The sequence below is a fragment of the Hafnia psychrotolerans genome, from assembly GCF_014639435.1.
In the GTDB taxonomy this organism is placed as follows: domain Bacteria; phylum Pseudomonadota; class Gammaproteobacteria; order Enterobacterales; family Enterobacteriaceae; genus Ewingella; species Ewingella psychrotolerans.
This window is the reverse complement of the sequence record NZ_BMFZ01000007.1, coordinates 123,645-137,134: the sequence shown is the minus strand read 5'-3', so window position 1 is coordinate 137,134 and position 13,490 is coordinate 123,645. Positions and strand designations below refer to the sequence as shown.

At 52.1% G+C, this 13,490-nt stretch carries 13 protein-coding genes; 9 read left to right on the top strand and 4 right to left on the bottom strand.

The features are described from left to right. The first annotated feature begins 177 nt into the window (after positions 1-177). The 7 genes from IEV89_RS13895 to IEV89_RS13865 all read left to right on the top strand — a co-directional run bounded on the left by IEV89_RS13895 (position 178) and on the right by IEV89_RS13865 (position 5,572). Entirely contained in the window at positions 178-1,113 is a 936-nt protein-coding gene (locus IEV89_RS13895; protein ID WP_188474124.1) for a tagatose-bisphosphate aldolase, read from the top strand. Then, on the top strand, positions 1,106-1,690 hold the full coding sequence (locus tag IEV89_RS13890) for a P-loop nucleotide/nucleoside kinase family protein (RefSeq protein ID WP_188474123.1): 585 nt from the start codon (positions 1,106-1,108) through the stop codon (positions 1,688-1,690). The genes IEV89_RS13895 and IEV89_RS13890 overlap by 8 nt, the downstream gene beginning before the upstream one ends. 212 nt (positions 1,691-1,902) lie before the next feature. Further along, a complete protein-coding gene (locus IEV89_RS13885) occupies positions 1,903-2,346 on the top strand; it encodes a PTS sugar transporter subunit IIA (protein WP_188474122.1) in 444 nt (147 codons plus the stop codon). Positions 2,347-2,412: 66 nt separating this feature from the next. Further along, positions 2,413-2,715, top strand: coding sequence for a PTS sugar transporter subunit IIB (locus IEV89_RS13880; RefSeq protein ID WP_188474121.1), 303 nt, complete (start codon positions 2,413-2,415; stop codon positions 2,713-2,715). A 58-nt stretch (positions 2,716-2,773) separates the two neighbouring features. Beyond that, entirely contained in the window at positions 2,774-4,039 is a 1,266-nt protein-coding gene (locus tag IEV89_RS13875) for a PTS sugar transporter subunit IIC (RefSeq protein ID WP_188474120.1), read from the top strand. A gap of 17 nt (positions 4,040-4,056) precedes the next feature. Then, the gene (locus tag IEV89_RS13870; RefSeq protein WP_188474119.1) at positions 4,057-4,362 is read left to right on the top strand and encodes a hypothetical protein; all 306 of its coding nucleotides are present in this window, start codon (positions 4,057-4,059) and stop codon (positions 4,360-4,362) included. An 88-nt stretch (positions 4,363-4,450) separates the two neighbouring features. Further along, on the top strand, positions 4,451-5,572 hold the full coding sequence (locus IEV89_RS13865) for a GNAT family N-acetyltransferase (protein WP_188474118.1): 1,122 nt from the start codon (positions 4,451-4,453) through the stop codon (positions 5,570-5,572). A gap of 21 nt (positions 5,573-5,593) precedes the next feature. Here the strand turns inward: IEV89_RS13865 and IEV89_RS13860 are convergent, their stop codons facing one another. Beyond that, on the bottom strand, positions 5,594-7,441 hold the full coding sequence (locus tag IEV89_RS13860) for an ABC transporter ATP-binding protein (RefSeq protein WP_188474117.1): 1,848 nt from the start codon (positions 7,439-7,441) through the stop codon (positions 5,594-5,596). A 189-nt stretch (positions 7,442-7,630) separates the two neighbouring features. On the opposite strand from IEV89_RS13860, the gene IEV89_RS13855 reads away from it, so the two are divergent. Then, on the top strand, positions 7,631-8,446 hold the full coding sequence (locus tag IEV89_RS13855; protein ID WP_188474116.1) for a Cof-type HAD-IIB family hydrolase: 816 nt from the start codon (positions 7,631-7,633) through the stop codon (positions 8,444-8,446). A 249-nt stretch (positions 8,447-8,695) separates the two neighbouring features. Here the strand turns inward: IEV89_RS13855 and yjjJ are convergent, their stop codons facing one another. Continuing rightward, positions 8,696-9,952, bottom strand: a complete 1,257-nt coding sequence (gene yjjJ, locus IEV89_RS13850; protein WP_229746482.1) for a type II toxin-antitoxin system HipA family toxin YjjJ — start codon at positions 9,950-9,952, stop codon at positions 8,696-8,698. 381 nt (positions 9,953-10,333) lie between these two features. On the opposite strand from yjjJ, the gene IEV89_RS13845 reads away from it, so the two are divergent. Then, positions 10,334-11,536 carry an MFS transporter gene (locus tag IEV89_RS13845; protein ID WP_188474114.1) on the top strand — a complete coding sequence of 401 codons (1,203 nt, stop codon included), beginning with the start codon at positions 10,334-10,336 and terminating at the stop codon, positions 11,534-11,536. Here IEV89_RS13845 and IEV89_RS13840 read toward each other — a convergent pair. Both IEV89_RS13840 and IEV89_RS13835 read right to left on the bottom strand, forming a co-directional pair. Continuing rightward, positions 11,533-12,285 carry an isocitrate lyase/PEP mutase family protein gene (locus tag IEV89_RS13840; RefSeq protein WP_188474113.1) on the bottom strand — a complete coding sequence of 251 codons (753 nt, stop codon included), beginning with the start codon at positions 12,283-12,285 and terminating at the stop codon, positions 11,533-11,535. The two genes, IEV89_RS13845 and IEV89_RS13840, sit on opposite strands and share 4 nt — an antisense overlap. A gap of 15 nt (positions 12,286-12,300) precedes the next feature. Then, positions 12,301-13,359, bottom strand: coding sequence for a bifunctional transcriptional activator/DNA repair enzyme AdaA (locus IEV89_RS13835; protein WP_188474112.1), 1,059 nt, complete (start codon positions 13,357-13,359; stop codon positions 12,301-12,303). Positions 13,360-13,490 lie beyond the last annotated feature (131 nt).

The following is a 13,490-nucleotide window of genomic DNA, read 5'->3' as shown; positions in this document are numbered from 1 at the left end:
TTGAGGAATTATTGCGCAACAGCTCGGCAAACGCAATGTCTCTCACAGGGCTGAATCCCTTGTAAACCGGCGCTTTTCACGGTTTTAGCCTCCTTTTCATCAGGAGGGTAACGACAGAACACCCAGTGTAATCGAGATTTTTTCATCTGTAATAAATTTCACGCTAAGGAGAGTTCCATGTCAAAAATGTCAACGTCAGAGCTTCGCAGTTATCAGCAGATTTGTGGTAAAAACGGCGCGATGCTGGTGATCGCCTGCGATCAGCGCGGTGCCATGCGCAGCCTGCTATCTAATGACCCGCAACAGCAAGCCGCCATTTCCGAACACGCACTTGGTCAGATCAAAGCCGACATCACGCAGTATCTGGCCAGCAAAGCTTCCTGTGTGCTGGTCGACCCGGTCTGCGCCGTGCCACAGTTGGTGGACGACGGCATCATTGCCCGCGATACCGCTCTGCTGATTGGCCTCGATGCGTCGGGTTGGGACAATTCCCCAGAAGGCTACCGTCTGTCGCGGCTGGTCGCCAATGTGGATGCACGCCGCGTGCGTGAACTGGGCGCAACCGGCGGCAAAATCATGGTCTACCTGCGCGCTGACCTGCCGGAAGCCAACCGCCATAACATAAATATCCTCCGTCAATGTGTGGAAGATTTTGCCCGCGAGGACCTGTTGCTGGTGGTGGAGTTCCTGACCTACAAACTCGACAACGAAACCGAGGAAGAATATAAAGAAAAAATTCCGTCACTGATTTATGGTGGCACGAGAATTTGTCTGGAATGTGGCGCGAAGGTGCTAAAACTGCCTTATCCTGGCTCAAAACAGGCCTGTGCAGACATCACGGCGCTGGCTGGCGACGTGCCGTGGGCAGTGCTTTCAGCGGGTGTTGATCACGCGACGTTCCTCAAACAAGTGGCAGATGCCATGAGCGAAGGCGCATCAGGGGTTATCGCCGGACGTTCACTGTGGAAAGACTGTATTTCACTGGACCGCAGTGCGACGAAATCCAGGCTGGAGGCGCTGGCCGTTCCACGTCTGAATGAGCTTCAGGCGGTGATTCAACAGTATTTCCAGGCACCCGCACGTAACAACCTCGAACAGGTGGAACATGTCTGAAAACAGAGCAGCTTTTAACGTCGAACCTGCGGGCCAGCCGGGTAAGCGGGTTATTTTGGTCAACGGGATCCCCGCTTCCGGTAAAAGTCGCCTCGCCGTTGAGCTCTCTACTCGGACCGGCTGGTTACAACTGTCGCTCGATGGCATAAAAAACCCGTTCCTTCAGCGTCTTGAAGGCGTGGACCGCGCATTTAACCGCGTGCTGGGACAGGCGAGCTATCAGGTTATCTGGTCTATCATGGCGGATGCACCGCAAGGCAGTACCTTTATTGTCGATGCCTGGTTCGGTTTTCAGCCGAAAGAGGTTCTCAGGGATTATCTGACCCAAGCAGGCGTGACTCAGGTGGTAGAAATCTGGTGTCAAATATCCGCAGAGCTGGCAGCAACGCGTTACGCTGCACGGTTGGATCAACGCCTTCCCGGACATTTAGGCGCGGAATATATTCCCGAATTAAAAATTCTGGCAGCAAAGGCCCAGCCAATGGAATTCGGACCTGTCTATTATGCCGATCAGGACCAACCGGTAGAGGTTCATATTATCCAGCAATGGATAGACAATATATTAAAAGAGCAATAAGCATAATCGTAATATTAAGGATATATTATGTTACTGTTCAAACGGTTTACTGACACTAATTCAGTAACCACAGAGTTTCTATGTCATTAATTTTAGGCCATATTTTTCATTATTATTTCATTCCAATGATAAATAGGAATAGATAGATCACAGTTTTTATTATTTTTAAATATGATACTGAATAAATCCGCCAATTATTGTTAAGAGGTAATATGTTAACTGACTGGATTAATGAAAGTAACATTAGCATAATTAATCATACTGAGAATTGGCAACAGGCTGTGGCATTCGCTGTGCAACCGTTAATTGATTCAGGTGCAGCAGAAAGCCGCTATCTTCAAGCTATATATGATATGCACCGGGAAATTGGTCCCTATTATGTTTTGGGTGAAGGCATTGCGATGCCTCACGCCCGGCCAGAAGAAGGCGTGATCAAAACAGCACTGTCTCTGGTGATTGTGTCTGAAGGCGTCGAATTCGGCAGCGAAGATAATGATCCCGTGTATGTTATTTTCGCGCTGGCCGCCATAGACAGCCATTCACATATTGAAATGATCGCCAGCCTTTCTCATTTATTTTGCGATGAGGATGCCGCGAAGAAATTAAAATCGAGTAAAAACAAACAGGAAGTGCTAGAAGTCATCCGACAGTTTTAGACGTGAAGTGAAAAGATATGAACATGACCTTTTTATCATCACCTACAAAATGCGTAAGGGAACATCATGAAAAAGTTATCTATCCTGGCAGTATGCGGTGCAGGTCTGGGCAGCAGCTTTGCCTGTGAAATGAGCATAGAAGCGGCCTTAAAAGATTTAGGTATCGAAGCTGACTTGTCACACTGTGATATATCCAGCGCCACCTCAACACGTGCAGATATTATCTTCACGGGGGAAAATTTCAGATCGCAATTCCAGCATTATACGATAAAAGCCAACATTATTTACCTGAAAAGGTTAGTCGATAAAAATGAAATAAAAACCAAACTTATGCCCGTCCTTCAGGAAATGGGTCATCTGGCGGTTTAATAATAAAAATAGCCTATTCCAATAGAACAACTCTACATCTCTACTACAGGGGACGCTTATGTCTTTCCTTCACTTTATTGTTAATGATGTATTAGGCCAGGCATCAATATTAATATCACTGATCGCTATGATTGGTCTGATAGCGCTGAAAAAAAGTCCGGGCCAGGTTATTACGGGCACGATGAAAACACTGCTGGGCTTTTTAGTCCTGCTCTCCGGCGCCAGTATTATTGTCAATGCGCTGACTTTTCTGGGTGAAATATTCCAGAAAGGTTTCCATATGCGCGGCATCGTCACCGATGTCGGGTCGATTGCCGGTATTGCTCAACAAACCCTCGGGCGAGAAACGGCATTAATTATGGTATTAGCGTTTATCGTTAATATTCTCATTGCCCGCTTCACGCGTTATAAATATATTTTCCTGACCGGCCAGGCCTCTTTATGGATGGCAACCGTCTGTTCGGTGATCGGCTATATGGGCGGTTTACGCGGTACAGAACTGATTCTGACCGGCGGTATTATTGCCGGGGTGATGGCGGTGGCCATGCCGGTACTGGCGCAGCCGATTGTGCGTAAAATCACCGGTTCAGATGACTTTGCGCTTGGCCATTTCTGCACCATCGGTTATATCGTGCAGGCCGGTGTGGCAAAAATAACCGGTGATGTCAGTAAAAGTACCGAAGACTTTGAGCTGCCGCAGGCCTTCTCTTTCCTGCAAGACACTTACCTGTCGATGATGGTGGTGATGATCCCGGTTTATCTGATCCCCGCCATCGCCGCAGGCCCGGAAGTGGTCGCGCCTTATGCCAACAGCGTTAACTATCTGGTTTACTCGTTCCTGCAATCCGTTCAGTTCGTGGTTGGGGTATATGTGCTGTTAGCGGGTGTGCGCCTGTTACTGGCTGAAATCGTTCCGGCGTTTCGCGGTATTGCCCTGCGCATTGTGCCAAACGCCATTCCAGCACTCGACTGCCCGGTGCTGTTCCCCTATGCGCCGAACGCAGTGATCATCGGTTTTATCTCCACGACCATCGGTTCGATTATCGGTATGTTTCTGTTCCCGACCATCGGGCTGGCGATGATTTTGCCAGGGATGTTGACCAACTTCTTCGCGGGTGGCACCGCCGGGATCTTTGGTAACGCAGTCGGCGGACGCCGTGGGGCCATCATCGGCGGTATCTTCCACGGGCTGTTTATCACCTTACTGCCTGCCTTATTGCTGCCGCTATTGGGTAAATTCGGCTTCTCCAACGTGACCTTCAGCGACTCCGATGTCATCAGCGTCGGACTGGTATTCGGTCATTTCCTTAACTTCTTCCACTGAGTTCAACGGAGAGTGATATGAATGCAGAGATCGACGCCATTGTGGCGCAAAACCTACCGCCCGCAGAATGCGCGAAACAGCTCAACGCGCTGGGCACTCAGTATCAGGAACAGCAGGATCTGGATACCGCTATCGCCTGCTGGGAACAGAGCATGGCTTGTTATGGCAAACCCGGCTTCGCACAGGCACAGTTGATGAAAGCCTATAACGCCAAACGTCGTGAATGCTCACATGCGGGCGACGGCCAAGGGCTGGAGCTCTATTCCGACAAGATTGACGGCTTAATGCAGAAGAGCAAAGACGCGATTCGTTACGGTTTTTGAGTGCATACTGCCGGTAAACCTGATACTAAAAAGGCCAGTGACTCCCGTTGCTGGCCTTTTCGCTTTTTTATCAGAGAAACCAAAACTCATGCCTATCATCACCCTGACCCGTCTGGCCGATCTCTCCGCGCAACAGTGGGACGCAATGGTGCCTGCCGGACAGCCTTTTCAGCGCCACGCGTTTCTTAGCGCACTGGAAGACAGTGGCACGCTGGGACCGGACTCAGGCTGGCAGGCTGAACATCTGTTATGGACCGAAGAGGGCAAGACGTTGGCGGCGATCCCCGGCTACCGCAAAATGCATTCCGCTGGCGAGTATGTTTTCGACCAAGGTTGGGCCGAAGCCAGCGAACGAGCAGGTATCCGTTATTATCCAAAATGGCTGGGCGCCGTCCCCTTCAGCCCAGTGACCGGCGCTCGCCTGTTAGGTGATCCCGCCGCGGCTGCCAGCCTGTTGGACCACCTACCCAATTATCTGGCACAGCATCGCCTTTCCGGCGCACATATCAACTTTACCGATACCGCGAGCAGCCAGCTGTTTGCGGGAAGAACGGACTGGCTGCAGCGCACCGGCTTACAGTATCACTGGCGCAATAAAGGCTATCGCGACTTTCAGGATTTCCTCGACACGCTGGCATCACGCAAACGTAAACAGATACGCAAAGAGCGGGGATCTGTCGCCGCGCAGGGGTTTGAGTTTGAGTGGTTAAGCGGCGAACAGGTCAGTGAAGCACAGTGGGATTTCGTCTATACCTGTTACGCCAACACCTATCTGGTCCGTGGGCGTGCACCTTATCTGACGCGTGACTTTTTCAGCCTGCTGGCCGAACGTATCCCGCAAAATCTGCGGCTGGTGCTGACCACGTTGAATGCCCAGCCGGTCGCCATGGCATTCAGTCTGGTGGAGGGAGATACCTTTTACGGCCGCTATTGGGGATGTCTGGCCGAGTTCGACCGTCTGCACTTTGAAACCTGTTTCTATCAGGGAATGGAGTACGCCATTGAGCACGGCCTATCACGTTTTGACGCCGGAGCGCAGGGCGAACACAAGCTGCTGCGCGGCTTCGAACCCGTGATCACCCATTCATGGCATCATCTAAGGCATAGCGGTTTACAGGCCGCGGTGGAAAATTTCCTGCAAGAAGAACGCGCCGCTGTTCTGGTCTGGCAAGAAGAAGCCCGTCAGGCGCTGCCCTATCGTCAGGCCTAACGGGTTTTATTCGCCATAGTGTCAGTCCACGCCCACAAAACCGCCGGTCTGATGCTGCCATAAACGGGCATACAGGCCGTTGTGTTGCAACAACTCGCTGTGACTCCCCGATTCCACAATCTGGCCTTTCTCCAGCACGATCAGCCGGTCCATTTTGACAATGGTCGACAACCGGTGGGCGATGGCAATCACCGTTTTGCCCTGCATCAGGTCTTCAAAGCTCTCCTGAATCGCGGCTTCGACTTCGGAGTCCAGTGCTGACGTTGCTTCGTCGAGAATCAAAATCGGTGCGTTCTTAAGCAGCACTCGGGCAATGGCAATGCGCTGCCGCTGGCCGCCAGAGAGCTTCACACCGCGCTCGCCGACGTGCGCATCCAGCCCGGTTCTGCCCAGCGAATCATACAGTTGGGGAATGAACTCATCGGCGCGCGCCTGACGGATAGCCAGCAGCAACTCTTCTTCCGTCGCCCCCGGCCTGCCGTATAACAAATTGTCGCGAATGGAACGATGCAGCAGCGAGGTGTCCTGGGTGATCATGCCGATTTGCGCGCGCAGACTTTCCTGCGTGACGTCAGCAATATTCTGCTCATCTATCAGAATACGTCCACCATCGATGTCGTACAGCCGCAGTAGCAGATTCACCAACGTCGATTTACCTGCGCCGGAAGGTCCGATCAGGCCGATCTTCTCGCCGGAACGGATCGCCAGATCCAGATTGGGGAGCACCGGCGCACCTTTACCGGCATGCTCTTTACCGTAATTAAACTGTACGTGATCGAAGTGGATCGCCCCGTGATCCACCTTCAGCGGCTTCGCCTGCTGTTTATCCGTGACAGTCAGCGGCCGCGCAATAGTGTGCAGGCCGTCCTGAACGGTGCCGATGTTCTCGAAGATGCCATTCACTACCCACATAATCCAGCCGGACATGTTGACGATGCGGATCACCAGACCGGTCGCCAGCGCGATAGCACCAACGGTGATCAGAGATTGTGTCCACAGCCACAGTGCCAGCCCGGTCGTGCTGACAATCAGCAGGCCGTTCAGCGTCGTAATGGTGAACGCCATACCGGTGAGCAGCCGTCCCGCCAGCTGGGTTTTATGCGTTTGCTCAGTGATGGCTTCCCGGGCGTACTGCTGTTCCAAATCACTGTGCGCGAACAGTTTCAATGTGGAAATATTGGTGTAGCCATCCACAATGTAACCCATGAGTTTTGAGCGTGCCTCCGAAGACTCTACCGACCGCTGTTTTACGCGCGGCACGAAATAACGCAGGCATAGACCATACAGAATGATCCAAATCAGCAGCGGGATCATCAGCCGCCAATCGGCTTCGGCAAACAAGAACAGCGCACTGGCGGCATAAATGGCCACATGCCAAATGGCGTCCACCGTCTGTACTGCCGAATCACGCAGCGAGCTACCGGTCTGCATGATGCGCTGGGCAATGCGCCCGGCAAAATCACTCTGGAAAAAATTCAGGCTCTGTTTCAGTACGTACTTATGGTTTTGCCAGCGGACCATACTGGTCATGCCGGGAGTGAGGGTCTGATGCACCAACAAATCATTCAGCCCGAAAAACACGGGCCGCAGCACCATCGCCACCACGGCCATCCAGATCAGTTCACCAGCATGGGCAGAGAAAAAGCTTCCGGTAGGCGTCTCTTTAGTCAGGTCAATAATTTGGCTAAGAAAGCTGAACAGCGACACTTCGATCAACGACGCAATCAGACCGACCAACAACAACGCGGCAAAACTCGGCCAAACCTGACGCAGGTAATAGAAATAGAAAGGGAAGACTTTATCAGGCGGCTCTGTGCCTGGTGCATCACGGAAGATGTCAATTATTCGCTCGAAATAGCGAAACAGCATGGAACACCTCTTCAGTTATTTGTCGTCAGGACGGTCCTGCCCTGTCAGCGTTGATGATCATGTTGATGGTACTAAAGAACCCATAAGCGTAGTTGAAATTCCCACCCGCGTGGATTGGCCTTTTAGTTTGATCTTTAGGCGATAGCTTTTATGATGAGGGTTACATTCTGTACTCAACAAGAGGAATTTATGTCAGTAAAATTAATCGCAGTGGATATGGATGGCACATTTCTCGATGATGATAAAAAATACAATAAAATCAAATTCTTGGCGCAATATGAGAAATTAAAACAACAAGGTATAAAATTCGTTGTCGCCAGCGGTAACCAATATTTTCAGCTAAAATCCTTCTTCCCGGAAATCGCCTCTGAAATCGCTTTTGTGGCAGAAAACGGCGCCTATATCGTTAACGAAGGTCAGGACATCTCTGTTGCTGAAATCAGCCCGGAGTCGGTAGGGAAAATCCTCGAATTCCTCGACAACATACCCGGTTTACACACCGTGATTTGCGGTAAAAATAGCGCCTGGATCCAATCTTCACAGCCCGAAGCCTTTTATCTTAAAATGAACCGCTTCTACCACAAACTACAGAAAATCGATACTTATCATGAAATTAATGACACGATTTTCAAATTCGCCCTGAATCTTTCCGATGAACATCTGGCCGACTTTATGACTGCGCTTGATAACGCACTCGGCCATATCATCACGCCAGTCTCCAGCGGCCATGGCTCAGCCGATCTGATCATCCCCGGCCGTCATAAAGCCAATGGCTTACGTATATTGCAGGAAATCTGGGGTATCGATGACAGCGAAGTGGTGACGTTCGGCGATGGCGGCAATGATGTCGAAATGCTGCAACAAGCCGGTTTTGGTTTCTCGATGGCCAACGCCATGCCGATTGCAACCGCTGCCGCGCGCTACAAGACGGTATCGAATAATGAAGAAGGGGTGTTGAAGGTCATTGATAGCATCCTGGCGGGAGAAGAGCCGTTTAATCAATGAATGGCGATTCATGAGCACGTTTTCCTGGCTTCCGCCCAAACCCGCCTTAAGGCCCGCAGTCGCTCGGGCCTTAAGAATCCGAGCTTTTTTAACTACGCGCTTCGCTGAATCGGGATGGCCGTGTTTCAGGTATCGCAGTGACAGTCTAATCGTCGGTAAAAAACCTGAAGAGACAACGTTTATATCCCCGCACGCTTTGGATGATATTAGCCTGAAAAGTTAGAGAGTCAGTAAAGTTGAATCCGCTTTTTATCCCAGACGGGCGATACGTGATCTGGCCTCATCAAGGTGGCGGTGTAATGCCTCAACGCATGGGGTGAAATGAGCGGAGAAGCGGTCGCAACTGCTGGTTATGGCAAGGAATTTCTCAGCCAAGTCCAGTGCTTGCCGCCAGGTATCCGGGTTGATCACTTCCGGCAGTGACGCTGGTCTAAGCTCGTTTGAGATTGCGCCACCCGCTCTGGGAGCGAACCCCATAGGCAGAATGTCATAGGGCGGCGCGAGGTGATAGGGGCGACCCTGGTTACTGATGAACGACAGGTTGCCGGCGTGCATGTCGGTATTGCCGATCAGCATTCCGAATGCCCAAAGTCGAGCTGTATCAATGAGGGCCTCAGGGTGGACATGTCCCCCCGCAACCAGTTTATTGACCAGAACCGGCCAAGAGGCACTGGCATTACCGACAAACTCCGCATCAAGTGCCCGCAGTGAAAAGACGCCGATACGGCCCAGTGGGCCAACGCGGTCGAATCGGGGGATCTCGAGGAAACGCTGGCCACCAAAATCAAACACCTCTGTCTCCACACCAAGCACCCTCAGCGCCAGGTGTTCGGCCAACAGGAGGTCACGCCAGCGTTCGCTGATCGGGTTATCGTCCGGAGCAGAGAATTTCACTAACACATGGCCACGATCTGTATAGGTGCAGAACTTCGGTTGCTCACCTCCTGCAGATGACCCTGGTACTTCGCCAGCGCCAACCGCCAGCGCCAGTGTGGGGTACGCAGTGGCACGCTCAACTGGAGTGGGCACCGGCATCGCCAAGAAATGGTTCCGTGCCTGCTCCCCTATCAGCAGGTTGCCGATGGCATCATGGCCATGTGTGAGCAAGGCTCTAACTACATCCGCGTCGGCCCATTGCTCTGGATTGGCTTCCAGGCCGAGCTCGGCGGCATACGTTGATGCGTAGGCTCGCCCAAGATACCCCTGTGGTCGCATATCAAACAGCCACCACGGCAGCCCGTCGCTATGGAGACTCACGTTGTCGCTCTGCACCATAACAAATCCGTCCGGACGAACCGGAATGAGCTCGCCAAGATGTTTAACATGCCCTTCCTCGGTGATGCGGTAAATGGGCGCGGATCTGAATCCGCGATAGGCATCGCGTAGGGCATATTGAATAGATGGACCCGCTCCGATTCGAACAATGTCATCGCCAAGAACTCTCAATGCACGTGACATTGTTGGTTGACTAATGCTCATAATTTCAATTAGTTGACTAGCTGACATCGGCCCCTGACTGAGCAAAAGGCGTATCCTGTCGGAACGAATAGGCATAGTGTTAAATCACTCAGTGAATAGATAAATGAATAGGTAAGTGAATAAGTATCCTAGCAGTTAAATTGTAATCAGTCACTCCCCAGCAGGACGCAACCTTAACCGCCCCGCCCAAAGCTATGTCTGATTCCTCTCCTTCACGAGTGAGCCTGCGAGAGTAGGCTCATGGCGCTTCCACAGCACACCACCGCAGAAACCATAACTCAACACCTTCAGGCGGAGGGGATCGCCGCGCAACTCACTTTATTCCCCATTTTTTGTATCGAAAAATACTGCACAGACTGGACTATTATCAGTGGCTATCCGAAATATTTTTAAAGGAAAGCCTTGAGAATGAAGGGAATGCCGCCACTGATCCTCGCGTTGCTCACCAGTTCGTTAGTCCTCACCATCGGCCGTGGGGTAACGCTGCCGTTTATCACGATTTATCTGACTGAGCACTATCATCTGCTGCCAAAAAGCGTCGGGATTATTCTCGGCGCGAGCCTGGCGATCGGCATTCTTAGTAGCCTGTACGGCGGCTATCTGGTGGATAAATTCAATCACCGTACATTGATCACCGTATCGATCAGCTCATTTGGCCTGAGTTTTTTACTGCTGCCAATACTCCCCAACGTCACCGGGGTTTTGTTAGTTCTGGCCCTGCTCAATGCGTCCTATGCGCTGTTGAGTATTACGCTCAAAGCCTGCATCGCGAGCTGGTTGCCGGTCGCGAAACGGGTGAAAGCCTTTTCGATGAACTACACGTTGGTGAACGTCGGCTGGGCGGTGGGTTCGTCACTTGGCGTCTGGCTGGCGGGGTACAGCCCGATGCTGCCGTTTGTGATTTCTGGCGTACTGGCCTTCGGCACGGTGATTTCTCTGAGTTGGGGATTGCGCAACATTCCTCACCAGCCACCGCAGACCGAGCAGGAACAGAAACCGCTGCCAAAGCCCAACCTGCGCCAGACGCTGGGGATTCTGTCCCACGACCGCCGCCTGATCTATTTCACGCTGGGTAGCACACTGGGATCCATTGTATTCGGCCAGTTCGCCGGTTATCTTTCGCAATATCTGATCCTGGTGTCGAACGCGGCCTTTGCTTACAAAATCATCGGGGCAGTGATGATCACCAACGCCATGATTGTCATCGCCTTTCAGTATGTTTTAAGCAGCCGGATGAAACAGGACGCGCTGTTGAAATGGCTGTTTCTCGGCACGGTATTCTTCATCGTCGGGCTGGTCGGATTCATGACGGCAGGACAGTCCGTCCTGTTCTGGGTCATCGCGATGGCGATTTTCAGCTTCGGCGAGCTGATCGTTATTCCAGTGGAATATATGTTTATCGACTTTATCGCCCCGGAGAACATGAAAGGTAGCTACTACGGCATGCAAAACCTAAGCAATCTCGGCGGTGCGATCAACCCGGTGATGTGCGGCTTTTTGCTCAGCTACACCGCCCCGCTGGTGATGTTTATCGCGCTGATCGCCTCCGCGATTGGCGGGCTACTCTTCTTCTGGATGGGACACCGGCTGGCGGCGCAAAGCGCGCGTTAAATCGCCGCGAGCGCCTGTTTTTTGAGATGTGCCATCAGTTCAATATAAGGACGCGGGCCGACGCTTATGCGGCTGACGCCCAGTTCAGTAAGCTGCGAGACCGGTGGCGTGACATCGTTGACCATAATATTGACCGGCAAAGGCGAAAACGCACAAAGTTCTGCGATAAGTCGCGGGTCACTTAAACCGGGAGCAAAAAAGCCGCTGGCTCCCGCGTCCTGATACGCCATCAACCGTTTTTTGGCTTCGTCCATTAACGCCGGATGTTTTTTTGTATCGGCGGCCTGCAAGAAAATGTCTGTTCTGGCATTGATAAACAGGGCGACGCCCTGAGATTCAGCCACCTTGCGTAGCATTGTTAGCATCTGGCACTGTTCCGGAATGGCGTTTAACGACGATAGCCCCATGAGCTGATCCTCGACGTTAATTCCTACCGCACCCGCCTGTAGTAATGCCGCAAGATGATCGCATTTGTTCGTGCCATAACCCGTTTCAAAATCCACAGTTAACGGCAGGCTGACTGAAGAAGCAATTCTCTGCACTGTATGCAAAAGCGCAGAAAATGGCATCTCTTCGCCGTCTTGATATCCCTGCGCCGCCGCGCAAGACCAGCTTCCGGTCGCAATTGCCGTTGCACCTGTCTGCTCAATGACCTGTGCACTCCCTGCATCCCAAATGTTGTATAGCATTACCGGCTTGTGCTTTTGATGCTGTAGTGCGAAACCCAAAGCCTTACTTTGCTGACTCATACTTTGCTCCTTATTTTACTGGCTCAGCGCCATTCTTCTTTCGTGTTCAATCAGCCAGCGTTTACGCCACAATCCGCCACCATAGCCAGTGAGCGAACCGTCTGCGCCAATGACGCGGTGACAAGGAATAAGAATAGAAATCTGGTTGGCACCGTTGGCTCGGGCAACCGCACGGGAAGCCGACGCCTGGCCGATATCCGTTGCCAGCGCCGAGTAACTGCGCAATTCACCCAGCGGAATGGCTCTCAATGCGTCCCAGACTTTTCGGGTAAATAGGGACCCAAATTCTGCCAGCGGCGTACTGAAAGCCCGTGATGTTCCGGCGAAATACGCCGCGAGTTCACGTTCAAGCTGCTCGATAGGCACAGTGCGACCGAAAATAATCTCAGAAGACGTCTGCTGTTTTAGCCGCTCGATTTCATTCGACAATGCAGGTCGGTCAACAAATTCCAGTAAGTACAAAGCATCACAGCTGGCAATCGCCAGCATCGAACCGATCGGCGTGTCCAACCAGTCGGCTTTTAGAAACTGGTGTTTTTTTGCCTGACTGGGATTAAGACCAATTTGCCGGCTGATGGCGGCCCGAAATCCACTGCCAGATTCATAACTGGCATCAAGTTGCGCGTCGATCACCGGGTCACCGCTGGCCAATGCATCAACGCCTTTCCCCACTCGGCGCAATCGGGCCATGTCGAGAAACGTGATCCCAAACTGACGCTTGAAGGCGCGGCGAACCGTAGACGGATCAACATGCATCTTCTGCACATCGCCTTCGCTCCATTTTCTGTTGGGGTCCTCTTCCAGTGCGGCCAGTAACTTGAGCACTAAGGGGTCTTTTTCGCCGCCCTGCATCAGAGGACGACAGCGCTTACAAGGGCGGTAACCGGCTTCCATCGCGCTAACCATCGATGAATAAAATACGGCGTTCTCGCGTTTCGGTTTACGCGCAGGGCAGGTCAGGCGGCAAAAAATGCCGGTGCTTCTCACCCCTACAAAGGCAAAACCGTCATAGGCTGGATCGCGGGCAATCAGCGCAGCGTAGAGAACATCGTCGTCGGGCAAATCGAATAGCATGATTCAACTCACAGGCTGGGTTAGTGAGAAAAAGGATAGGATATTTTCAGACGTGGAAGCGCCGTTTTTCGGGCGTCAATTCTTTAACGATGGCGCAAGGAAAAACGCAGGCCAAAAAAATGCCCGGCATG